This window comes from Glaciibacter sp. 2TAF33 (assembly GCF_052114945.1).
Classification (GTDB): domain Bacteria; phylum Actinomycetota; class Actinomycetes; order Actinomycetales; family Microbacteriaceae; genus Cryobacterium.
On sequence record NZ_JBFRFS010000022.1, the window covers coordinates 1 to 21,824 of the forward strand.

At 70.0% G+C, this 21,824-nt stretch carries 15 protein-coding genes, 1 tRNA gene, 1 other RNA gene and 1 pseudogene; 7 read left to right on the top strand and 11 right to left on the bottom strand.

Going from position 1 to position 21,824, the window contains the following annotated elements; translation table 11 throughout:
• Nucleotides 1-2,587, bottom strand: a 2,587-nt coding sequence (locus tag AB4Y94_RS17495; protein WP_441729313.1) for a DNA polymerase III subunit gamma and tau, incomplete at its 3' end; no start/stop codon positions are given.
• Between the two features lie 182 nt (nt 2,588-2,769).
• Here AB4Y94_RS17495 and AB4Y94_RS17500 point away from each other — a divergent pair.
• Both AB4Y94_RS17500 and AB4Y94_RS17505 read left to right on the top strand, forming a co-directional pair.
• A pseudogene (locus AB4Y94_RS17500) lies at nt 2,770-2,901 on the top strand (type IV toxin-antitoxin system AbiEi family antitoxin domain-containing protein); the annotation flags it as partial.
• 96 nt (nt 2,902-2,997) lie between these two features.
• Nucleotides 2,998-3,630, top strand: coding sequence for a hypothetical protein (locus tag AB4Y94_RS17505; protein ID WP_441729314.1), 633 nt, complete (start codon nt 2,998-3,000; stop codon nt 3,628-3,630).
• 399 nt (nt 3,631-4,029) lie between these two features.
• Here the strand turns inward: AB4Y94_RS17505 and AB4Y94_RS17510 are convergent, their stop codons facing one another.
• The 6 genes from AB4Y94_RS17510 to ffs form a co-directional block, all read right to left on the bottom strand.
• Nucleotides 4,030-5,154: an acetate/propionate family kinase gene (locus AB4Y94_RS17510; protein WP_441729298.1), complete on the bottom strand. Its 1,125-nt coding sequence runs from the start codon at nt 5,152-5,154 to the stop codon at nt 4,030-4,032.
• Nucleotides 5,151-7,262, bottom strand: a complete 2,112-nt coding sequence (gene pta, locus AB4Y94_RS17515; RefSeq protein ID WP_441729299.1) for a phosphate acetyltransferase — start codon at nt 7,260-7,262, stop codon at nt 5,151-5,153. The genes AB4Y94_RS17510 and pta overlap by 4 nt, the downstream gene beginning before the upstream one ends.
• A 336-nt stretch (nt 7,263-7,598) precedes the next feature.
• Complete coding sequence (locus AB4Y94_RS17520; protein ID WP_441729300.1) at nt 7,599-10,178, bottom strand: phosphoketolase family protein; 2,580 nt, start codon at nt 10,176-10,178, stop codon at nt 7,599-7,601.
• Nucleotides 10,179-10,408: 230 nt separating this feature from the next.
• The gene (locus AB4Y94_RS17525; protein ID WP_441729301.1) at nt 10,409-11,812 is read right to left on the bottom strand and encodes an MFS transporter; all 1,404 of its coding nucleotides are present in this window, start codon (nt 11,810-11,812) and stop codon (nt 10,409-10,411) included.
• Between the two features lie 25 nt (nt 11,813-11,837).
• A complete protein-coding gene (locus tag AB4Y94_RS17530) occupies nt 11,838-12,425 on the bottom strand; it encodes a winged helix-turn-helix domain-containing protein (RefSeq protein ID WP_441729302.1) in 588 nt (195 codons plus the stop codon).
• 57 nt (nt 12,426-12,482) lie between these two features.
• Nucleotides 12,483-12,579: signal recognition particle sRNA small type (gene ffs / locus AB4Y94_RS17535), an RNA gene on the bottom strand.
• 85 nt (nt 12,580-12,664) lie between these two features.
• Here ffs and AB4Y94_RS17540 point away from each other — a divergent pair.
• From AB4Y94_RS17540 to AB4Y94_RS17560, 5 genes are all read left to right on the top strand, one after another.
• The gene (locus AB4Y94_RS17540) at nt 12,665-13,243 is read left to right on the top strand and encodes a hypothetical protein (RefSeq protein ID WP_441729304.1); all 579 of its coding nucleotides are present in this window, start codon (nt 12,665-12,667) and stop codon (nt 13,241-13,243) included.
• Nucleotides 13,244-13,282: 39 nt separating this feature from the next.
• Nucleotides 13,283-13,370: transfer RNA gene (locus AB4Y94_RS17545), tRNA-Ser, on the top strand.
• A 653-nt stretch (nt 13,371-14,023) separates the two neighbouring features.
• On the top strand, nt 14,024-14,680 hold the full coding sequence (locus tag AB4Y94_RS17550; protein ID WP_441729305.1) for a DUF2249 domain-containing protein: 657 nt from the start codon (nt 14,024-14,026) through the stop codon (nt 14,678-14,680).
• A 102-nt stretch (nt 14,681-14,782) separates the two neighbouring features.
• Entirely contained in the window at nt 14,783-15,346 is a 564-nt protein-coding gene (locus AB4Y94_RS17555) for a hypothetical protein (protein WP_441729306.1), read from the top strand.
• A gap of 174 nt (nt 15,347-15,520) precedes the next feature.
• Nucleotides 15,521-15,976: a hypothetical protein gene (locus AB4Y94_RS17560; protein WP_441729307.1), complete on the top strand. Its 456-nt coding sequence runs from the start codon at nt 15,521-15,523 to the stop codon at nt 15,974-15,976.
• A 20-nt stretch (nt 15,977-15,996) separates the two neighbouring features.
• Here AB4Y94_RS17560 and AB4Y94_RS17565 read toward each other — a convergent pair whose 3' ends face one another.
• The 4 genes from AB4Y94_RS17565 to AB4Y94_RS17580 all read right to left on the bottom strand — a co-directional run bounded on the left by AB4Y94_RS17565 (nt 15,997) and on the right by AB4Y94_RS17580 (nt 21,525).
• Complete coding sequence (locus AB4Y94_RS17565; RefSeq protein WP_441729308.1) at nt 15,997-17,886, bottom strand: helicase HerA-like domain-containing protein; 1,890 nt, start codon at nt 17,884-17,886, stop codon at nt 15,997-15,999.
• 70 nt (nt 17,887-17,956) lie between these two features.
• The gene (gene menC, locus AB4Y94_RS17570; protein ID WP_441729309.1) at nt 17,957-19,084 is read right to left on the bottom strand and encodes an o-succinylbenzoate synthase; all 1,128 of its coding nucleotides are present in this window, start codon (nt 19,082-19,084) and stop codon (nt 17,957-17,959) included.
• A complete protein-coding gene (locus AB4Y94_RS17575) occupies nt 19,081-20,037 on the bottom strand; it encodes a hypothetical protein (RefSeq protein ID WP_441729311.1) in 957 nt (318 codons plus the stop codon). Before AB4Y94_RS17575 ends, menC begins: the two co-directional genes overlap by 4 nt.
• A 117-nt stretch (nt 20,038-20,154) precedes the next feature.
• Complete coding sequence (locus tag AB4Y94_RS17580) at nt 20,155-21,525, bottom strand: NAD(P)/FAD-dependent oxidoreductase (RefSeq protein WP_441729312.1); 1,371 nt, start codon at nt 21,523-21,525, stop codon at nt 20,155-20,157.
• Between the last annotated feature and the right edge of the window lie 299 nt (nt 21,526-21,824).

The window sequence follows — 21,824 nt, forward strand, 5'->3', positions numbered from 1 at the left end:
GCCGGGTGGCGGCCGGGCGGGCCGGCGTGGCTGCTGCCGGCGTTGCGCCGGCCGGGGTGGCTGCGGCCGGCGTTGCTCCGGGAGTCGGTGCGGCGGCGTCCCGCGCAGTCGTCGCCGCCGGAGCTGCTTTCGTCGGTCCAGCGGATGCCGCGGACGGGGCCCACGGCTCGGGTTCGGCCGGGGCCGAGGTCGCCCAGCCAGACGAATCGGTGGACGGCGCCGCCGACGGCTCGCTGAACACCGCTTCGATGTCGGGCGGCACGTCGTCGTCGAAGGGCGGAGGCACGTCGTCGAACGGCGGTTCTTCGTCGAATGGCGGCTCCGGGTCGGGCGCTTCCATCGTCGCGGTGGCGGACCCCGGGATGGCAACGGTGGCCCAACCGGTGGACGTTCCCGTCGTCGCTGTCGGCGCTGTTCCTGTCGGCGTTCCGGTCGGCGCGCCCGGCCGTCCGGTGACCGCGCTCGAACCGCTCGAGGCTGTCGGCGTTCCGGTCGGCGCGCCCGGCTGTCCGGTGACCGCGCTCGAACCGCTCGAGGCTGTCGGCGTTCCAGCGGCCGCGCCCGGCCGTCCGGTGACCGCGCTCGGGCGACCAGTGGCCGCGGCGACGCCCGAGCCGACCCCGGGGGAGCCGGAGGTGACGGCAACCGCACCGGATCCGGGTGTGGAACCACCGGAGGAAGACGCGGCATCCGCTGGAGACCCACCCGTCGGACCGGTCGAGGTCTCATCCGCCGGGGTGGGTGAGCCGATGCGCACGGCGGGCTGCCCGGGAGCGGGGTCGGTTGGACCCGCGTCGACCTTGGCGATGAACTTCACCCGGAGGCCGAGGACGTCGATAATCGCCTCACGCAGGAATTCGCTGACGCCCTTTTCGGTGGGGTGCGGCTGTTTGAAACGGGTGTAGTCCGCTTCGTTCGGGAACGAAATGACCAGGACGTCGTCGCCGCGCAGTTCGAGCAGGCTCGCGGTGAACACGACCAGCCAGGCGTTCATTTTCGCGGCCTTGACCGCCTCGAGCACCAGGGGCCAGGCGTCCTTGATCTGCTGCAGGGTGACGGGTCCGACCGGCGTCGCCGGAGCGGCCGGTGAAATGCCGCCTGGTTCGGTCCCGTGACCTGCGGCCTCCGGTGCAGCGGCGGGCGAGGCCGATGACCTGGCTGGTTCAGGCGTGGAGGCCGAAGCGGGCGGCGCGGCCTGGGCCGCCGAAGCGGGCTGGGCTGGCTGCGCGGGCCGCCCGACCGAAGCCGGCTCGGCTGGTTGGGCTGCCGAAGCGGGCTGGGCGGCGGGTGCCCCTGCCGCGGCGGACGTCGGAGGGGTGACGGTCGGCCATGCCCCCGATGCCCCCGGCGTGACTGACCCCGGAGCAGGTTGACCAGCCGAGCCGCGGCCGGCCGGAACCTCGGACTCACTCGCGGCGACCGGCGCGGTCGGCCGCATGCCGGCATCCGTCGTGGCTTCGGTGTTGCCGGCAACGCCGATGCGGCGCTCGAGCCGTTCGACGCGGGCGAGCGCGCCGCGGGTGGAGTCGTCACTGCCGGGGATGAGCGCGCGCGCGACCATGAGTTCGAGGTGCAGGCGCGGCGAGGTGGCGCCGGTCATCTCGGTGAGGGCGGCGTTCAGGATGTCCGCCGTGCGGGACAGCTCGGTCGGCCCGAACTTCGCCGCCTGCACGGCCATGCGGTCGAGTTCGTCCTGCGGGACGCCGCGCAGAACGGCGGCAGCCCCTGTCGCCGAAGTGGCGGCGACGATGATGAGGTCACGCATGCGTTCGAGAAGGTCCTCGACGAAGCGGCGGGGATCCTGCCCGGTCTGGATGACGCGGTCGACGGCGTCGAAGGCGCCAGCCGAGTCCCGCGCGGCAATGGCGTCGACGGCGTCGTCGAGCAGGGATGCGTGGGTGTAACCGAGCAGGGCGACCGCGCGTTCGTATTCGACGGACTTGTCGTCGGAGCCGGCCATCAGCTGGTCGAGCAGGGACAGGGTGTCGCGCGGCGAACCACCGCCGGCGCGCACCACCAGCGGCAGCACGCCGGGCGCAACCGTGATGCCCTCACTGTCGCAGAGGGTCTGTGCGTACTCGAGCATCTGGGCCGGCGGCACCAGCCGGAACGGGTAGTGGTGGGTACGCGAGCGGATGGTTCCGATCACCTTTTCGGGTTCGGTCGTCGCGAAGATGAACTTGATGTGCTCCGGCGGCTCCTCGACGATCTTGAGCAGCGCGTTGAAGCCCTGCGGCGTCACCATGTGCGCCTCGTCGAGGATGAAGATCTTGTAGCGATCGCGGGCGGGAGCGAAGATCGCGCGCTCACGGATGTCCCGGGCGTCATCGACGCCGTTGTGGCTGGCCGCGTCGATCTCGACGACGTCGAGCGATCCGCTGCCGTCGCGCGACAGTTCGACACAACTCGGGCAGACTCCGCAGGGGGTGTCGGTGGGGCCCTCGACGCAGTTCAGGCAGCGGGCGAGGATGCGCGCCGACGTGGTCTTGCCGCAGCCGCGCGGACCGCTGAACAGGTACGCGTGGTTCACCCGATTGGTGCGCAGGGCCGTCATGAGCGGTTCGGTCACCTGCGACTGACCGATCATCTCGGCGAACGTCTCTGGCCGGTAGCGGCGATATAGGGCGGTAACCACGATGCAATCGTACTTGGCTCCGCTGACAGAGCGCCCCGGCCGGCGAGTTATGCACAAGGCATCGGAGACTGCTTTAGTCCACCAATCGGAATGCACTCCCGTTTCGAAGGGATGCCGGAGGCCATCCTGCTGGCATGTCCGAACTATCGAGAGCCCTGTGTGACGCGGGTCACGTCGCATCCGCCCGGGAGCTTGAGGCCCGTGGGTTCACGAGACGCGCGCTGTCTGCGCTGGTTGGGTCGGGTGCCATTCAACGGGTAACCCGCGGTGTCTACGCATGCACGCACCTGGACAGCAGTCTCGTCCGAGCGGCCCGCGCGGGCGGAGCGATCGACTGCCTCTCCGTTTTGGCGAAGCATGGAGTGTGGTCGGGCATCGACCGGCCGAAGCTGCATCTCAGAATCGACCCGCGCTTCCACCACAAGCGGCAGACCCCGGGCGCGATAGTTCACCGGGCGGGGACCCGCCGAGATTGGGCAGCGCCCTTGGAAGTCTCCGCACTCGACGCGATGCTGATGGCAATCAGGTGCCTGCCGCCGGACGATGCGCTGGCGAGCGTGGAATCTGCGCTACACCTGCGCTTCATCACCGAGACCGACTTTTCCGAACTCCTCGCCCGTGCGCCGGAGCGACTCAGTGCGGTGCTTACCCAGGTCGATCGTGGCGCACAATCGGGCTACGAGACCCACACCCGGGTTCGAGTAGTGCGCGCCGGGTTCCGGGTGACGACGCAATTCTTCGTGGCTGGAGCCGGGCACTTCGATCTGCTGGTCAATGACTGCGTGGCCGTCGAGACGGACGGGGAACAATGGCACGGGCCCGAGCGATTTCTCCCGGACAGAACTAAAGACCTGATCGCCGAAGGACAGGGCATACGGGTACTGCGAATCGGCCGGCCGCATATATTCGAAGGCTGGCCACAGACGCTGCACACGATCACCCAAATGGTGCGGGACGCCGAGCGTCCGTCACCACGGAAATCGACGCAACGCTGATCGATGGTGTCCCGATGGGGGCGCATTTATCCCGCTCGCCCGCAGTGCGTGCGTAATCGCTGGGATTTTTCGGGAATCACCCGGATCCGGCTCGAAATCGGGCGTTTAGCAGAAAATCCCCGCTGTTGCGCACGGCGACGGCCAGATGCTCTGCGACTGATCAGAAACGGCGGGGCGCTGGTGGTGACGGCGCCGAATTGCGGGCGCAATCGGTCAGCGTGCCCGCTGACGTGCACAACCGCTGGGATTTTTCGGAAATCACCCGAATCAGGCCCGAAATCGGGCGCTCGGGCACGAATCCCCGCAGTTGCGCACGCCCGCCCGCGGGGAGCCGGCTGCCCGCGGGTGCGCTGGACGCTGGGCGGAAGCCGCAACTGGAGCACCGACAGGCGAGACCAGCTAGACCACTGACGCGACCTGCCGCGCGATCTCCAGTTCCTCGTTGGTGGGGATGACCATCACCGTGACTGGGGCGCCCTCCGGCGAGATGACGCGCGCCTCCTTCGAGACCAGCTCGTTGCGGTCGGCATCGATCTCGATGCCGATATGGCCCAGCCCGGCGACCGCCCGGCGCCGCAAGAGGGCGTTGTTCTCCCCCACCCCGGCGGTGAAGACCAGGGCGTCGAGTCCGCCGAGTTGTGCGTAATACGCGCCGATGTAATGACGGATGCGATGCCGCCAGACCTGCAGGGCCAGTTCGGCCCGCTCGTTGCCGTCGATCGCCGCAGCCTGGACGTCGCGCATGTCGTTCATGCCGGTGAGGCCCAGGAGCCCGCTCTGGCGGTTCAAAAGGGTATCGAGTTCATCGACGGACATGCCGGCTGCCCGGTTGAGGTGGAAGACCACGGCGGGGTCGATGTCGCCGGAACGGGTGCCCATGACAAGCCCCTGCAGGGGGGTGAGCCCCATCGAGGTGTCGACGGACCGGCCGCCGGCGATCGCCGTGGCCGACGCCCCGTTCCCCAGGTGCAGCACGATGGTGCGAACCTCAGCGAGAGGCCGTCCGAGAAGTTCGGCGGCGCGCTCGGAGACGAACTTGTGCGACGTGCCGTGGAAACCGTAGCGGCGCACCTTGTACTCCTCGGCGAGCGCGGTGGGAATCGCGTACGTGTACGCGGCCGGCGGCATGCTCTGGTGGAACGCCGTGTCGAACACGGCCACGTGCGGCACGTCGGGCAGGGCGGCGCGGGCGGCCCGGATACCGAGCAAATTGGCCGGGTTATGCAGCGGCGCGAGGCGGGACAGTGACTCGATGTCACGCTCGACCTCGTCATCGATGAGGGTCGGGCCGGTGAAGTCGCTCCCGCCGTGAACCACGCGGTGCCCGACGGCGAGGATGCCCGCACCGAGGTCGCCGAGCTTGGCCAGCACGATGCTCATGCCGATGTGGTGGTCGGACACCGCGGAGCCCGGCTCGCCGATCCGCTCGACCAGGCCGCTGATCAGGGCCCTGGAGGTGTCGAGATCGACCACCTGGTACTTGATCGACGACGACCCGGAGTTCACGACGAAGACGGTGCTCATGCGGATGCTCCAGCCGCCTGGATCGCGGTGATCGCGACCGTGTTCACAATGTCCTGCACCAGCGCGCCCCGCGAGAGGTCGTTGATCGGTTTGTTCAATCCCTGCAGCACTGGACCGATCGCGACGGCCCCGGCCGACCGCTGCACCGCCTTATAGGTGTTGTTGCCCGTATTCAGGTCCGGGAATATGAACACGGTCGCCCGCCCCGCAACAGCCGAGCCGGGCATCTTCGACGCCGCCACCGCGGCATCCGCTGCGGCGTCGTACTGGATCGGCCCATCGACCGGCAGGTCGGGCCGGCGGGAGCGCACCAGCGCGGTCGCCTCGCGCACCTTGTCGACATCCGCCCCGGAACCGGAGGAGCCGGTGGAGTACGACAGCATCGCGACTCGAGGGTCGATGCCGAACTGCTCGGCCGTCGCGCTGGAGGAAATGGCGATGTCGGCGAGCTGGGAGGCGTCGGGGTCCGGCACCACGGCGCAGTCGCCGTAGACCAGCACCCGGTCTTCGAGCAGCATCAGGAACACCGACGACACCACGGAGACGCCGGGCCTGGTCTTGATGATCTCGAACCCGGGCTTGATGGTGTGCGCGGTGGTGTGCGTGGCCCCGGACACCATGCCGTCCGCCAGCCCGAGGTGCACCATCATGGTGCCGAAGTAGGAGACGTCACTCACGATCTCCCGTGCCTTCTCGACCGTCATGCCCTTGTGCGCGCGCACTCGCGCGTATTCCTCCGCGAACCGCATCACGAGCACCGGGTCGTGCGATGACAGCACCTCGGCCTTCGAGATGTCGAGGCCGAGCTCGATCGCCCGCGAGCGTACCTCGAAGGTCTCGCCGAGGATCGTGAGCCTGGCCACGTCCCGGGCCAGCAGGGTGTGCGCGGCGCGGAGGATCCGGTCGTCCTCGCCCTCTGGGAGCACAATGTGCCGCCGCGTCGACCGTGCCCGTTCGAGCAGGGTGTACTCGAACATCAGCGGGGTCATCACCGTGGTGGTCGCGACGTTCAGCCGTTCCAGCAGAGTGGATGCGTCCACGTGCTTCTCGAACAACGCCAGCGCCGCGTCGTACTTGCGCTGCGAGTCGGCCGCCAGCCGGCCGCGGGTGCGGGTGATCGCGACGATGGTGTCGTAGGTGCCGAGCTGAGTGCGGATGATCGGCAGCGACTGCGGCAGGCCGTCGAGGAGCTGCTCGATCGGCTCAGGCAGCTCAAACCCGCCGTTCAGCACGATGCCGGCGATCGAGGGGAATGTGCCGGATGCCTGCGCCATCATCGCGGCAAGGAGCACCTCGGTGCGGTCGCCGGCGACCACGAGCACCGCGCCCTGGATCAGCCGCGGCAGCACGTTGACCATGCTCATGCCGGCAACCACGACGCCGAGGGCCTCCCGGGCCAGCTGGGCGGGTTCGCCCTTGATCAGTTCGCCGTCGGTGGCGTCCATGATCGACTGCATGCTGGGTGCGACGAGGTAGGGGTCCTCGGGGATCGCCCACACCGGGAGTCCGGCGCTGACCGCCTCGATGGCCTCGGTGATCTCGTCGAGCTGGTGGGCATCCGCTCGGTTGGCGACGATGGCGAGCACGCTGGCGTGGGCGTGGGACAGTTCGGCGATCGAGGTGCCGGCGATGTCGCCCATCTCGTGCGGGGTGCGCGCATCGGCCTGGCCGAGTCGCTCGCCCGAGCCGTGAGCGGTGCGGCCGCCGAGCACGAGCAGCACCGGGGCGCCGAGGTTGGCCGCGATGCGGGCGTTGTAGCCGAGCTCGGTGGGGCTGCCGACGTCGGTGAAGTCGGACCCGAGGATGACCACGGCGTCGCACTGCGCCTCGACCGCCTTGTAGCGGCGAACGATGAGCGACAGGGCGGCCTCGGCGTCGTCGCGCACCTCGTCGTAGGTGACGCCGATGCAGTCCTCGTAAGAGAGTTCGACGGTGTCGTGCTTCAGCAGGAGTTCGACGACATAGTCGCGCTCGATGGTGGATCGGGCGATCGGCCGGAAGACGCCGACGCGCTGCACCGAGTGCGAGAGAGTGTCGAGCACCCCGAGAGCGATCGTCGACTTTCCGGTGTTTCCCTCAGCGGATGTGATGTAGATGCTCTTCGACACGTTGTCCATTCAATCGCACTCGCGCTGGGAATGCGCCCGCCGGGGGCTTTGTGCGCGGGGATTGCGGTGGATGTGGCGCGGGCACCAACCCTTGTTCCCCAGCTGGACACCGGACCCCGGGCGCATCCGCTCGGCCGGCACCCGAAATTGTCGCCTGGCGCGCGATATTTCTGATGCCCGACGCGCCGGGCACCCGATAGTGCGCCGGGCGCGCGAAATATCGGGTGCCCGGCGCGATTCTGCGCGCCCAGGCCGGTTCCGGGTCGAGCGGATCCCGCAGCCCCCGTCGCCCGGCGTCGGACCCGGTGTCCGCGCGCTCGACATGAGGCGGGCCGCTCAGGCGTTGTCTGCGCCGGTATCGCCGCCGCCGTTCACGGTTTCCTGCGCGTCCTCCTGGGAGACGCCGCCGCCGCCGCCCCACGACCACTCGGCGACCACGGGAATGTCCTCGCCGTGTTCGCGGGTGTATTGCCGAGCCTGGAGGCGGGCGTCCTGCATCCGCTGCCGAAGCCCGGCGGCCCGCGCACCCAGCCCCGGCACCCGGTCGATCACGTCGATCACGAGGGAGTACCGGTCCAGGTCGTTCAGCATCACCATGTCGAACGGCGTGGTGGTGGTCCCGTTCTCCTTGTACCCGCGCACGTGCAGGTTGGGGTGCCCGGCGCGGCGGTAGGTGAGCCGGTGGATCAGCCACGGATACCCGTGATAGGCGAAGATCACCGGCTTGTCGGTGGTGAATATGGCATCGAACTCGGCGTCGTCCAGCCCATGCGGGTGCTCGCGCGGGTCCTGGAGCCGCATCAGGTCCACCACGTTGACGAAGCGCACCCTGAGCTCCGGAAGCTCGTCCCGCAGAACGGATGCCGCCGCCAGCGTCTCGAGGGTCGGCACGTCGCCCGCGCAGCCCAGCACAACGTCGGGCTCGGCGCCGCCGGGCTTTCGTCCGTCACCCTCGGTCCCCGCCCATTCCCAGATGCCGATCCCCCGGGTGCAGTGGGCGATCGCCTCGTCCATGGTGAGCCAGTTGGCCTGCGGCTGCTTGCCGGCCACGACGACGTTGACGTAGTCGGTGGAGCGAAGGCAGTGGTCGTAGGTGGATAGCAGGGTGTTGGCGTCCGGCGGCAGGTACACCCGCACGACTTCGGCCTTCTTGTTCATGACCAGGTCGATGAAACCGGGGTCCTGGTGGCTGAAGCCGTTGTGGTCCTGACGCCAGACGTGGCTGGAGAGCAGGTAGTTCAGGCTCGCGACCGGGCGCCGCCAGGGGATCTTGCGGGACGCCTCCAGCCACTTCGCGTGCTGGTTGAACATGGAATCGATGATGTGGATGAACGCCTCGTAGCAGTTGAACAGGCCGTGCCTACCGGTGAGCAGATAGCCCTCGAGCCAACCCTCGCATTGGTGTTCGGAGAGCATCTCCATCACCCGGCCGGCACGCACGAGGTGCTCGTCGACCGGCCAGGTCTCGGCGTTCCACTGCTTGCCGGTGTACTCGTACACCGCCGGGGCGAGGCGGTTCGAGGCTGTCTCGTCTGGCCCGAAGATGCGGAACGTGTGCGGGTTGTCGCGGATCACGTCGGCCAGCCACTGGCCGAGCACCCTGGTCGCCTCTGACGTGCTGCCGCCGGGCGCCGGAACGTCGACTGCGTAGTCGCGGAAGTCGGGGAGCCGGAGGTCCTCACGCAACTGGCCGCCATTCGCGTGCGGCGTCGCGCTCATGCGCAGCTCGCCGTCCGGCGCGAGGGCTGAGATGTCCTGCCGCACCCGGCCCGACTCGTCGAACAATTCCTCGGGGCGGTAGCTCTTCATCCAGCCCTCGAGAATGCGGGTGTGCTCCTCGGTGTCCCGTGCGTTCGCCAGCGGAACCTGGTGGGCGCGCCAGGTGTTCTCGACCGGCAGGCCGTCGACCACCGGTGGGCAGGTCCAGCCCTTGGGGGTGCGGAGGATGATCATCGGGTAGCGCGGGCGGGTGGCCTCGAAGTCGGCGTCGGCGTCCGGGGGCTGGTCCGTGGCGGCCTGCGGGTCGCGCGCTGCGGCATCCGTTGCCTGGTGGCCGAGACGCTTGATCTCGGCGATCTCGTCGAGCACGGTATCGAGGGTCTCGGCCATGCGGCGGTGCACGAGGAGCGGGTCTTCGCCGTCGAACCCGCCGGAGACCAGGTGCGGCTTGTAACCGTAGCCCCACATCAGGTCGAGGAGCTCCTCCTCCGGGATGCGGGCGAGCACGGTGGGGTTGGCGATCTTGTATCCGTTCAGGTGCAGGATCGGGAGGACGACACCGTCCTCGACCGGGTCGAGGAACTTGTTGGAGTGCCAGCTGGTGGCCAGCGGGCCGGTCTCGGCCTCGCCATCACCGATGACACAGGCGACCAGCAGGCCGGGGTTGTCGAAGGCGGCACCGAAGGCGTGGCTGAGAGAGTAGCCGAGCTCACCGCCCTCGTGGATCGACCCGGGCGTCTCCGGGGCGACGTGGCTCGGGATGCCGCCGGGGAAGGAGAACTGCCGGAACAGCCGGCGCATGCCGTCCACGGTCTGGTCGATGTGCGGGTACACCTCGCTGTACGTTCCGTCGAGGTAGGCGTTGGCGACCATGCCCGGGCCGCCGTGCCCGGGGCCTGCCACGTACAGTGTGCTGATCCGGCGCTCCCTGATGGCGCGGTTCAGGTGCGCGTAGACCAGATTGAGGCCGGGCACGGTGCCGAAGTGGCCGAGCAGCCGCGGCTTGATGTGCTCGCGGGTGAGCGGCTCTCGCAGCAGCGGGTTGTCGAGGAGGTAGACCTGCCCGACCGCGAGATAGTTGGCGGCCCGCCACCAGGCGTCGATATGTGCGATCGCCGCGTCACTCAGGGGGGCCGGTTCCCTCGCGGGCCATGGAGCCTCACGAGCGGTGCTGGCGGTTCCGGACGATTCGACCATGGGTGCCTCCCAGCACACGCCTGTGACATCGAGTTGCGCCTCCAGCCTATGGTCGGCGGCGGCTCGCGGCTAGGAATCGGCGCTTTCGCGCCCGCCAGGCCGGCATGTGCGCGACTTCGGCCGACGTCGCGACGGCTGCGGGTGCATAACTCCTGCAGACTGTGGCGAGTTGTCTCGGGTGGCGCGGGAATCCGCGGTTCCCCCCGACCGTGTCGTGCGTTTTGCAGGAGTTATGAACTGGGGGCCGGTGCCATACCCTCGCCCGGTTCGTCCGGGGCGGGGATGGGGGCCCGTTCCAGCGCCCGCCAGGAGCTGCCGACCAGCGGCGCCAGCGTGACAACGGCATAGGTTCCGCCGACCACGAGCAGGGTCGGCACCAATCCGGCCGCGGAGACCGCGAGGCCGCCGAAAAACGCACCGATCGGCATCCCGGCCGACACGCCGGTCGTGAGCGCACCGAGCACGCGGGCACGCATCTCACGGGGGATCTGCTCGTACAACACAGTCGACAACAGCGGGTTGATCGAACCGGCAGACAAGCCGGCGAGCGCCAGCACCGTGAACAGCAGAGGGAGTGGCAGGTCGGCGGCCATCGCGAAATACGGCGGCGCTCCGGCGAGCAGGAAGCACACCACGAGCGTTCCGCGTCGCGGCAGCCGGTGCCCGAACCAGCCGAACAGGCCCGCACCGGTGAGCGCGCCGAACGCGAAGCACGCGACCATCACGCCGAACAGGGCACCGTCGGGACTGATGGTCGCCGCGTAGACCGGCTTCAGCACCGTCATACCGGCCGCGTCAAAGCTGTTCGTGATCACGATCATCAGCACCAGGTTGCGGATCAGCGGTGACGACGTGAGGAAGCGGATGCCGTCGCCGAGCTCCCGCCAGTAGCTCCCGCCCGCCGGGGCGCCGGTTGCGGCGCCGGTTGCGGTGGGGGTCGCAGCACTGGCCCCGGCCGGCACGCACGCCCAGAGCAGCACGGCCGAGACGGCGAAGGTGGCGGCGTCGAGCAGCAGCGAGTTCAGTGGTCCCAGCCAGACGACGGCAACCGCTGCACCCGCCGCACCGACCATTGAGGCGCTGCGCGAGATCGCGGACTGGGCACCGGTCGCCCGGGTGATCGCGACGCCGCCGGCTTCCGCCAGGTCCGGCAGCAGCGCGGCCTTGGCGGTGTTCCCGGGGGTGTCGAGCACGCCGCTGAGGAAGACCAGCGCCAGCAGGGCCCAGAAGGGGAGGCCCACCGTTGCGGCAAGCACGGGGATCGCGAGCACCGCGACACCGCTGGCCAGATCGGCGATGATGCCGGCAAGACGGAACCCGAGCCGGTCGACCAGGACTCCCCCGAACGCACCCCCGAGGATGACCGGGACGGTGGCGAACACGCCGGCGACACCGGTGGCGAGCACCGACCCGGTGTCGTGGAGCACATACAGCGGGACCACGATCATGGTGATGGCGTTGCCGGCGAGGGACAGCCCCTGGGCCGACAGCAGGCCGACCAGCGGAAGGAGCCGCTGGCGGCCGCCCGGAGCGCGGCCGGCACGGGTGGTCCGGCCCGCGGCCGTCCGTGGTGTCTCGGAGCCGCCGGCAGACCCGCTGGCTTTGCCGGCGGCATCCGTCGTCGTGTTGTTCATGTCACGCACCGTCCACCAACCCTTGTCATGGCCGACGGAAGGCGTGGACGATGATCTGCACCGGCTCCGTGCCGGCGCGTCCGCGCGTGCCGCGGTCGTACCACTTCTCGGCGACGGCGCTCAGTTCGGCGCTGGCCTCGGCCAGCTCCGCAGGCGTCAGGAAGGCGAAGGCGTCACTCGACACGGCCGCGTCCGCCCATTCCCGCGGCAGTTCCTCGGCTGCGTCGATCGCGCGATGCAGGGTGGCCGAGTACACGTCGACGATCTGGTGCCGCACCGCGGCGGAGGCGTGCCGCTCGGCCGCCGGGGCGTTCGCACACGGAGCCTGGAGGTTGGTGGCGTCGTGCGCCGATCGCCACCAACGTTCGCGGCGGTCGGTTGAATGCCCGGGCGCTTCCTCGACGAAACCGAACTCGGCAAGCTTGCCGAGGTGGTAACTCAGGGTCCCGGGCGCCTCGTCGAATATTTCGGACAGTGCCCCGACGGTGCGGGGACCGTTGACGCGTAGTTCACCGAGCACCTGCATCCGCAGCGGATGCGCGAGCGCGCGCATCTGCTTCGCGGTCGTGAGGGCGATGACGTTGCGCGACCTGGCGTCCGTTGGTTCTGCCATCCGCTCACACTAATTACACAAGAACTATTGCGCAATAGTTCTTGTGTAACTACCCAAAAAAAGGACTCCTCGCGCACCCGCCAGAGCCCGGTTACCCTTGCTACGTTTCCGTCCTGGGGGAGTTGGCCTGGATGGCGCCACGCGAGGAGCCAGCATCCAGTTTAGAGGGATCAGCGGTAGGCCCAAAATCAGGCGGTGAACTGGGGCCGGTGACCGCCGGTCGGGCTTAGTGTTCAGGCATGAACAGGAACGGTTTCGTTCTCGCGGGCGCCGCGGCTGCGGCCGTCCTGGCCACCGTCCTGCTGGGCGCCGTCTACGTGACGGCGCAGCAGATCGAGCGGCAGGGCGCCGACGACGCCGGCTGGCGCCTCGCCAGCCAGGTGGCGACCGAGCTGGCCGACGGCCGGTCCGACACACTCGATGCGCTCCCGCGGGTCGACCTTGAGACGAGCCTCGCGCCCTTCGTGGTGGTGTTCGACACAGCGGATGCCGCCCAATCCGGAAACGGCTACCTCGGCGGTGAACTCGCCGAGGTGCCGAAAGGCGTGCTGGATGCGGCCCGGGCCCAGGGCCGCAACCACGTGTCGTGGCAGCCGTCGGACGGAGTGCGGTTTGCGACAGTTGAAATGAGGGCGGGGGACAACGTGGTGCTGGCCGGGCAGTCGCTCGCCCCCTCAGAATCCCGCACCGACGAGCTGGGGATCCTGCTGCTGGCGGCGTGGGCAGTGACCATGCTGGTGCTCGTGGCCGGCGCACTCGCATTCCGGTTACTCGGGCGTGCTGGGGGTGCGGCGGCGGCGAGCTCCGGAAACAGGTAAGATTCTCTAGGCCGTTCCCCTTCGGGGAGTGGCCGGCCAGGAGAATTCGCCTAGTGGCCTATGGCGCACGCTTGGAAAGCGTGTTGGGTGAAAGCCCTCGGGGGTTCGAATCCCCCATTCTCCGCCAATTGGGATAGGCGTGCGCGCGTCCACGCCTGCCGCCGGCGTCAGACACCACGAGGGGCGACCTTGGTGTGTGCGGTGTGCGGCGCGCCGCCGTGTGCGGTGGGCGGCGTGCCGCCGTGTGCGGTGTGCGTAACTCCTGCAAAATGCCCGCGCCCGCCAGCGACTGTCGCGAAATCGCGCGGAAGCAGTCATCCGCTGGTCACGAATTGCAGGAGTTATGCACGCCGCGACCGGGACAGTGCCCGACGGGGACCGTACTCGACCTTCGTTCAGACGGGGGCTGCGCTCGACGTTCGTTCAGATGGGGGCTGTGCTCGACGTTCGTTCAGATCGGGTGCTGACCCCGCCACGTCGGCGGCTGTCCCGACTCGCGCTGAGGATTTCGCCTCACGCTGAGGGCCTGCCATCCGCGCGAGGCTTAATCCTCAGCGCGAACGGATGGGGGATCGCCCGCGACGACACGACCAAAACGACAGCGCGGCTGCCCGGACGCCCCGGCAGTTCGACAGCCCGGCTGTCCGACAGCCCGGCCGCCCAGGCGCTCAGGCGCTCATAGGGCAGCGGTCCCGGGCAGGGAGCGAGCGGCCCCGGAGAGGGGCGCGAGCGACCCCGCCGCCGTTGACACCGGGCGAACGGTGCCCCAGCATGAGGGAAATGGAAGAAGAAGAGTCCCCGATGCAGAAGAAGTCGCTCACCGCCCTGGCCCGCCACCTGCTCGACCGCGCCCGCGGGGCGGCCAGCGGGCGGAGCGCCGAAACCCTGTACGGCGGCCACGAGCACGTGCTGAGGCAGACCCTCATCGCGTTGCAGGCCGGCCAGCGGCTCGAGGAACACGAGAACACCGGCGAGGCCACCCTGCAGGTGCTGGAGGGCCGTGTCGTCCTCGCCGCCGGCGATGCGTCCTGGTCCGGCTGGCGCGGTGACCTGCTCACGATCCCCGACTCCCGGCACTCCCTCGAAGCCGTCGAGGACGCGGTGGTACTGCTGACGGTGGCCAAGCTGATAGCCCCCGAGACCCGGGACCATCACCCCGAACCCGTCGTGTTCGGCAAGCCGCGAGAGGCAACGGATGCCTCGCCGGCCACTGAGGTTGTCACGCTCGACGCGCGTCTCGTTCCCAAGGCGGTGCGGCATGCCGCCGTGTTCGGCGCGCTCGGCGCCCTCCCGGCCGGCGCCGCCCTGGACGTGTTGGAACCCCACGACCCGCAACGGATGCTCGCCGAACTCGAACAGGGCCAGCCCGGTGCGTTCGAAGTGAGCTACGTCGAGCGCGGCCCCGAGGTCTGGCGGGTGCGCTTCACCCGCGCCTGACCCGTCCGACGCGAGACACGGCATCCGTTTTTGTCCCCTTAAAGGTGGCTACGCGTCCCGGACGAAATGCAGCAGACTCTGCAATGAGCATTGGGGGGAAGAGTGACCTGCGAACCACTCGGACGGGCACCGGTGGTGATCCTGCGCCCCCACCAGGACTTGTACTCGCAGTGGTTCGTGGCGATCCTCGCCCTGCTGGTGCCGATTTTCGGCGTGCTCTACTGGCTGACCGTCAGCGCCGGCGGCTGGCCCAAGGTCCTGGCCGCACAGCTCATCCTCACCGCCCTGTTCTGCGCGGGTGTCGGGTCGTTCTACCTGCTGCGCATCTCCGTGGGGAGCAGCGATTTCACCAGCCGCGACTGCCTGGGCCGGCTGCGCGTGGTACCCCTCAACTCCGTGGGGAGCGTCCTTCGCCTGGATCTCTACCGCAGCGGGTCCCTCGACCTGCAACCGCAGCTGTTCGTCCTCGGCCACCGTGGCGACCTGCTGCTGCGCCTGACCGGACACTGCTGGCCGGACTCCGCCATGGACACGATGGTCGAGGAGCTCGGGGCGCCGGTCGTGCGGGTGCCGGAGCCGATGACCCTGTACGAACTGAGCCGCGTCCATCCGAATCTGCTCCATTGGTTCGAGCGCGGGTTCAACACGCTGGAGATCGTCGATTAAGACTCCCGCGGCGTGTCCCCCAAACGGAGTCTGCCACCGCCTCTGATGGGGGCATACTCTGAGTACACCACGAGGGGGAATCGGGGAAGGGTGATCGTCGCGGGGATCGGCACGAGGCACGTCCACGCTCTGCGACCCCACGGGCATCTCCTCAAACAGGCCAGTGTCGCCTTCGTGGCGCTGGTCACCCCGCTGTTCGGCGCGTTGTACTGGCTGACCATCCCGGACGGGGTGTGGCCCGTCGTTCTCACCGCGCAGGTCGTGGTCACGATCATCTTCGCCTCCGGGCTGGTCGCCGCCCTGCGCGCCGTGATCTGGGTTGACCGCGCCGCCGTGACCGAGCGTGGCTTCTTCGGGCGCGTGAGTACCTTCGCGCGCAACGACATCGGCGGCATCGTGATACTGGAGCTGTACCGGAGCGGTGCCCTCGACACGCAGTCCCAGCTCTTCCTGACCGACCCCAACGGATGCCTGCTGCTGCGTATGCGCGGACAGTTCTGGTCCCGCGAGGCGATGGAGACAGTGGCCGATGTGCTCGGGGTGCCGGTCGAGCGGGTGCCGGAGCCGATGACGCTGCTGGAACTCAGGCGGGAGCGGCCGGAACTGCCATTCTGGTTCGAACGCCACTGAGGGGCCCGAGCTGCCCGCGGTCAGCGCCGGCGCCGGGTCCCGAAGATTCCGGCCACGACGCCGGTGAGGATCGTCTTGGTCACCGAGGAGCCGAGCACCTGCTCCAGCACCGACTTGTCGGCCGACCCGGACCGGGTCGTGGTGCGACTGCGGGGGTTTCCCTGCGTGCGCTTCATCAGGCGGTCGTATTCGGCCTGCGCCTTCTTGTCCGCGCGCGCCTGCTGCGCGGCCATCTCGTCCTGCTGCTTCTCCAGCTCGGCGGCGGCCCTGGCCCGGTCGAGTTCGGCCTGCTCCGAGGCTTCCGCCGCGACGGCCGCGCTGTGCGCCGCCTCGAGCTTCGCGGCGAGCATCTCGCGGGCGGAGTCCCGGTCGATCGCAGTTCCGTACCTGGCCGAGAGCGGTGACGCGGCGACGGAACGGTCGATCTCGGCATCCGCTGTCGGTGTCATCGAGCCCTGCGGGGCGCGGAGCCGCGTCCACGCGACCGGGCTCGGGGCGCCCTTCTCGTTCATCACCGTGACGATCGCTTCGCCGGTGCCGAGCGTGGTGAGCACCTCTTCGAGGTCGTAGCCCGAATTGGGGTAGGTCGAGACGGCGGCGCGGAGGGCCTTGGCGTCGTCCGGCGTGAACGCGCGCAGCTGGTGCTGCACCCGGGAGCCCAGCTGGGCGAGCACGTCGCCCGGCACGTCCTTCGGCGACTGCGTGACGAAGAAGATCCCGACGCCCTTGGAGCGGATGAGCCGCACGGTCTGCGTGATCGACGCCAGGAAGTCCTTGCTCGCGCCGGAGAAGAGCAGGTGGGCTTCATCGAAGAAGAACACCAGCTTGGGCTTGTCGAGGTCGCCGACCTCGGGCAGGTCGTTGAACAGGTCGGCGAGCAGCCACATCAGGAAGGTCGAGTAGAGGGCCGGCTTGTCCTGCACTCCGGGCACCTCGAGCAGGCTGATCACGCCCCTGCCGTCGCTGCCGGTGCGCAGGAACTCGCTGGTGTCGATCTCCGGTTCGCCGAAGAAGACATCCGCTCCCTGGTCGGCGAACGTGATCAGCTCGCGGAGGATCACCCCGACCGTGGCGCCGGACAATCCGCCGAGGCCGGTCAGTTCGGCCTTGCCGTCGTCGCTGACCAGGAAGCTGAGCACCGCGCGGAGGTCGGTGAGGTCGAGAAGCGGCAGGCCGGCCTCGTCGGCGTAGTGGAAGACCAGGCCGAGGCTCGATTCCTGCGTTTCGTTGAGGCCGAGGACCTTGGCCAGCAGGAGCGGGCCGAAGCCCGCGACCGTCGCCCGGATCGGGATGCCCCGCCCGGTGCCGCCGAGGGAGAAGTACTCGGTGGGGAAGGCGGCGCCCTCCCAGTCCTGGCCGATGCCGCGTGTGCGGTCAAGGAGTTTCGGGTTGGCCTCGCCGGCCGTCGCGACACCGGACAGGTCGCCCTTGATGTCGGCGGCGAAAACGGCGACCCCGTGGGCGGACAGCTGCTCGGCGAGCACCTGCAGCGTGCGGGTCTTGCCGGTGCCGGTGGCTCCCGCGACGAGTCCGTGCCGGTTGGTCATGGCCAGCGGAATCCGCACCGGCACATCGGGCAGCGGCGACCCGTTGACCAGGGCGCCGATCTCGAGCGCCGGCGCGTCGAAGGCGTACCCGGCGCGGATGGTGGCGACGTGGGCGTCGTCGAGGGGCGCAGCGGATGCCGCCGGCGCGGTCGGCGGTCCCGTCCCCTCACCGGCCGTGTGCGCCGCTGCCGTGGCCGCTGCCGCCTGCTCACCGGCGGCGACCTGGCGGGCCGCGGCCTCAGCATCCGCTGCCCGCCGCACTGCCGCCTCGGCGGCGGCCTGGGCTTCCCGGGCGGCGGCGAGCGCTGCCTCTGCCTCGGCCTGCGCTGCTGCTACCGGGTCGACTGCGTCACGGGGACTCATGGCCAAATCCTACTGTCGCACCGGCCCCGCGTGCAGGGCCGGTTCAGGACCAGCGTGCGCCGGGCGCGGCTCAGGGCCGCAACTCGATCGGAGCGGCGAGCGCCCAGTCGCGCACCAGGTCCCCGCGCACGGTGACCCCGGTGCCGGGGCCGGTCGGCACCGGCAGCTGGCCGGTGTGCGCACCGGTGCCCAGCACGAAGGGTTCTTCGACCAGGTCCTCGGCGAAGTACCGGCGCGACGCGGACGTGTCGCCGGGCAGCGTGAAACCCGGCAGTGCGGCGAGCGCCACATTGCCCGCGCGGCCGACGCCGGTCTCCAGCATCCCGCCGCACCACACCGGCACCTCCAGCTCCGTGCAGAGGTCATGGATCCGCACCGCCTCGAGGTAGCCGCCCACCCGCCCCGGCTTGATGTTGATCACGGATGTCGCGCCGCGCTCGATGGCGTCCAATGCCACGTCGGCGGTGACGATCGATTCGTCCAGGCACACCGGGGTGGCGATGGTGGCCGCCAGCTGCACATGGGTGGCGATGTCCTCCTCGGCGAAGGGCTGCTCGATGAGGACCAGATCGAACGCGTCGAGCTTGCCCAGGTGGGCGATGTCGGCACCGGTGTACGCGGTGTTGGCGTCGACCTGGAGCAGCGCGTCCGGACCGATCAGGTCCCGCACGGCCGCGACCGGGTCGATGTCCCAACCCGGCTTGATCTTCAGCTTGATCCGCCGGTACCCCTCACCCACGTATCCGCTCACTTCCTCCAGCAGGGTGTCGATGTCCGGGCTGATGCCGACCGAGACGCCGCAGTCGACCCAGTCGGAGACGGCGCCGAGGTAGCTGCCGAAGGAGGTGGCGGATGCGCGCAGCTCGGCATCGAGGACGGCCACCTCGAGCGCCGCCTTCGCCATCCGGTGCCCCACCACGAAGGCCAGGAGCGGTGCCACCGACTCCGCGGTCAGCTGGGGCGCCGCCAGCAGGGCGGGGGCGAGGTAATGCCGGATCACGTGCTCGCATCCGTCGACGTATTCGGAGCTGTACAGCGGCCCCTCCCCCGCGACGCACTCGCCCCAGCCGACCGCGCCGGAGTCGGCGCGCACCTGCGCCAGGAGCACCACCCGCTGCGTCTGACGGCCGAACGACGTTTCGAAGGGGCGCACCAGCGGCATGGCCAGCCGGTGCAGGGTGATCGAGTTGAGCCTCACGGGAGCGATTCGGCCTGGCCGGCGTGGCCGGTGGGGGCGGTCGGGGCGGCCTGGTTGGTCGGGGCAGTCTGGGCGCCCTGGGCGGTCGGGGCGGCCTGGTTGGTCGGGGCAGCCTGGCCGGTGGGGGCGGTCGGGGCAGTCGGGGCGCCGGCCGCGGCGACGTGGGACGTCCTCGGGGGCGCGTCAGGGGCATCCGTTGTGAAGACGTAGTCGTTGTCGGCGTTCAGCTCCGGGCGCCTCCCCGCGGTCAGCGCCGCCGCGAACACGCTGCGCGAGATGTCGCGGAGGCGGCTGGCCGACTCGTGGTCGTCGGCGCGGAGCCGCTCGAAGTCGACGTCGAGCGGCAGGCGGTCGTTGCTCGGCCAGTCGAGGGTGGGCCGTCCGGCGAGGCAGCGGTGCACCCGGTCGGAGTCCAGCCGCCAGCGCACTTCGAACCTGTCGCTGCGGTCGCCCGCGTTGATCACGTCATCGAGCCGGCCGTAGAAGTCGGGCAGGAACTGGATCACCTCGGCGCCGAGCTTGACCAGGTTGAAGTGGGCGTTGCGCCGGATCAGCGGGTCGAATGTCCAGCGCACCTCGGTCACGTCCCGCTCCAGGCAGACGGCCCGTTGGTACAGCTTGAGCGCATAGCCGACGCCGCCGCTCCGCCGCCACGGCACCACGGCCGCCATGTGCGAATGCAGGTGGATCCCGCCGGACCAGCCGAGGAAGCCGAGGGTCGCGCCGACGGTCTTGCCGCCCGACGTCGCCACCAGCACGGTGTTCCCGGCGTAGTCGAGGGCGAGCAGCATGGAGCGGTCGGGGCTGCGTCCGGCGCCCCAGGTGCGCTCGAACAGGCCGATCACCGCGGGAATGTCACGCGGATCGGCGCCGCGCACGATGACGCCGGCCGACCTTCCGGCCGCCTCCGCCTCGCGGAAGGCTTCATCGATGACCTCGCGGTCCACGCCCATGCAATGAGTAGACCATGCGGGCCGCGCCCGTGTCGAGGTTCCCGCCCCGCGAAACCGCACTTGTTGGGGTTATGCGGGCCTCATAACCCCAACGAGTGCGTTCTCGGCGAGGGACGGTCAGGCGCGGCCGGAGATGCGGTCGGCGAGCCGGGCCAGCGGGGATGTGGTCGGGCGCCCGGCCGCCTCGGCCCGGTCGGCCATCTCGTACGCCCGGTACAGCCCGGTCACCGCCAGCCACCGCAGCGGCTCCGGCTCCCAGTTGCGCACCCGGTGGTTGACCCAGGGCAAGCGGATGCGTTCACTCTCGTTCCCGAGGATCAGGTCGGCGAGGGTGCGCCCGGCCAGGTTCGTCGCGGTCACCCCGGTCCCCACGTAGCCGCCGGCCCAGGCCAGCCCGGTCCGTGGGTCGAGCCCCACGGTCGCCGACCAGTCGCGCGGGACGCCGAGCACACCCGACCAGGCGTGGTCGATGGCGGCGTCGCGGGCGGCAGGGAAGAACTCGCCGAGTATGCCGCGCAGGGCATGAACGGTGTGCGCCGGGGTCCGGCCGTCGGCATCCGTGCGGGACCCGAACCGGTACGGCACGCCGCGCCCGCCGATCGCGATCCGGTCGTCGATGGTCCGCTGCGCGTACATGTAGGCGTGCGCCATGTCGCCGAGGGTCTCCCGGCCGGCCCAGCCGATGCCGGCCCAGAACTCGGGCCCGAGCGGCTGGGTGACGATGAGGGAGGAGTTCATCGGCAGCCAGGCCCGGTGCAGCCCGGGAATCGCCGCGGTGAAGCCTTCGGTTGCGCGCACGACGAACTCGGCTTCCACGTCGCCGCGCCGGGTTCGCGCCCGGTGGGGCAGGATCCCGGTGACCCGGGTGTCCTCGTAGATCTCCACGCCGAGCTTGTCGACCGTCGCGGCGAGACCGGCGGCCAGCTTCGCCGGTTGGATACGGGCGCAGTGCGGGTGCCACATCGCGCCCGTGGCGCCCGCGACGTCGATGCGGGAGCGGGCCGCCGCCGCGGAGAGAAGCTGGACATCCGTTGCCCGCCACGGCAGGTCCGCCCGGAATGCGGCCTCGAGCCGCGCCTGCTGGGCGGGGTTGCGGGCCACCGTGAACTCGCCGCCCGTGACGATGTCGGCCTCGATGCCCTCGGCCGCGGCGACCCGGATCACCTCGTCGACGCTGTCGCTCATGGCGGACTGCATGCCGCCGGCGCCGCGCCGCCCGTACCGGGCGAGGTACCGCTCACGCCCGCCGGTGACCGAGTTGGTGAGCCAGCCGCCGTTCCGCCCTGACGCGCCATAACCGGCGAAGCGCGCCTCGAGCACCACGATCCGCAGCGTCGGCGCAGCCTTCTTCAGGTAGTAGGCGGTCCAGAGGCCCGTGTACCCGGCGCCGACGATGCAAACGTCGGCGCGGAGCGAGCCGGGCAGCGGATGCCGCGGCGCCGGCCGCCCGGCCTGGCCCCACCAGAATGAGACCTCGCCGTTGATCATGCGGCTGCCCGCGGCCGGGCAGCGCGGAGCACAGGCCAAGCGGCACCGCCAGTGCCCCTGCGACGGGCGCCGCACGGCGCCGAGAGTGGCAGCTCCGGTCGAGAGTGACCGGCGAAACGGGCATTCTCGACCGGAAAGGCAACCCTCGCGGAGGCGACACCGGATCGCGCGGTAGTTGCGCCGCTGTGCGGGTGGCACGCCTGCCGCAGAGCGGCGCACCTGGCGCACAACGGGGATACCGTCATCGGGCGCCCGGCGCCGCCGGCGCGGCGTCCCCCGGGTCGGCCGCCGGGCCAGCC

What these genes read in the sequence shown, in the direction of transcription:
- AB4Y94_RS17525 (WP_441729301.1), bottom strand. Translation starts at nt 11,812, where the DNA reads ATGAACAACACGACGACGGATGCCGCCGGCAAAGCCAGCGGGTCTGCC.
- AB4Y94_RS17530 (WP_441729302.1), bottom strand. Translation starts at nt 12,425, where the DNA reads ATGGCAGAACCAACGGACGCCAGGTCGCGCAACGTCATCGCCCTCACG.
- AB4Y94_RS17580 (WP_441729312.1), bottom strand. Translation starts at nt 21,525, where the DNA reads ATGATCAACGGCGAGGTCTCATTCTGGTGGGGCCAGGCCGGGCGGCCG.
- AB4Y94_RS17520 (WP_441729300.1), bottom strand. Translation starts at nt 10,178, where the DNA reads ATGGTCGAATCGTCCGGAACCGCCAGCACCGCTCGTGAGGCTCCATGG.
- AB4Y94_RS17540 (WP_441729304.1), top strand. Translation starts at nt 12,665, where the DNA reads ATGAACAGGAACGGTTTCGTTCTCGCGGGCGCCGCGGCTGCGGCCGTC.
- AB4Y94_RS17565 (WP_441729308.1), bottom strand. Translation starts at nt 17,886, where the DNA reads ATGAGTCCCCGTGACGCAGTCGACCCGGTAGCAGCAGCGCAGGCCGAG.
- AB4Y94_RS17575 (WP_441729311.1), bottom strand. Translation starts at nt 20,037, where the DNA reads ATGGGCGTGGACCGCGAGGTCATCGATGAAGCCTTCCGCGAGGCGGAG.
- AB4Y94_RS17550 (WP_441729305.1), top strand. Translation starts at nt 14,024, where the DNA reads ATGGAAGAAGAAGAGTCCCCGATGCAGAAGAAGTCGCTCACCGCCCTG.
- AB4Y94_RS17510 (WP_441729298.1), bottom strand. Translation starts at nt 5,154, where the DNA reads ATGAGCACCGTCTTCGTCGTGAACTCCGGGTCGTCGTCGATCAAGTAC.